Origin of the sequence: Delftia sp. ZNC0008 (assembly GCF_000799035.1) — a bacterium.
Classification (GTDB): domain Bacteria; phylum Pseudomonadota; class Gammaproteobacteria; order Burkholderiales; family Burkholderiaceae_C; genus Comamonas; species Comamonas tsuruhatensis.
In genome coordinates this window covers 1-428 of record NZ_JTKZ01000247.1, presented here as the reverse complement: position 1 = coordinate 428, position 428 = coordinate 1, and the positions used below count along the sequence as shown (strand labels likewise).

Here is a 428-nt window from a genome sequence, read left to right as displayed (position 1 = left end):
GCGCAGGCTGTCCATGCCGCTGCTGGTGCTCTGGGGCGAGGAGGGCGTGGTGCACCGCTGCTTCGATCCGCTGCGCGAGTGGCAGCTCGTGGCCGACGATGTGCGCGGTCGGCCACTGGCCTGTGGGCACTACATTGCCGAGGAGGCGCCCGACGCACTGCTGGACGCGGCTCTGCCATTTCTGTTGCAGGCCGGGTGAGTGCGGTCATTGCTGGCTTTCGGGACTGCATTCAGGCAAGCCGGCAAAAAAGGGCAAAGAGGGCAAAGGTGCATTCGCCCCATATCTGCGGAGACATAGCGTTCTCCATGGATTCAATTGGTATGCCAATCGTGTCCGGAAAAGGTAAGCAATTGAAAAAACCGCATGCCTGCTGCCCGCATGCAATGCCCAGGTCCCAATCCTTGAAAGCCGCTGGAGACAAGGCCTG

At 61.2% G+C, this 428-nt stretch carries 2 protein-coding genes; one reads left to right on the top strand and one right to left on the bottom strand.

Annotated features, from left to right (window positions below; all coding sequences use genetic code 11):
* On the top strand, positions 1-199 hold a 199-nt coding region (locus L995_RS08160; protein WP_442855469.1), incomplete at its 5' end, for an alpha/beta fold hydrolase.
* Between the two features lie 31 nt (positions 200-230).
* Here the strand turns inward: L995_RS08160 and L995_RS34255 are convergent.
* On the bottom strand, positions 231-428 hold a 198-nt coding region (locus L995_RS34255), incomplete at its 5' end, for a hypothetical protein (RefSeq protein WP_047470864.1).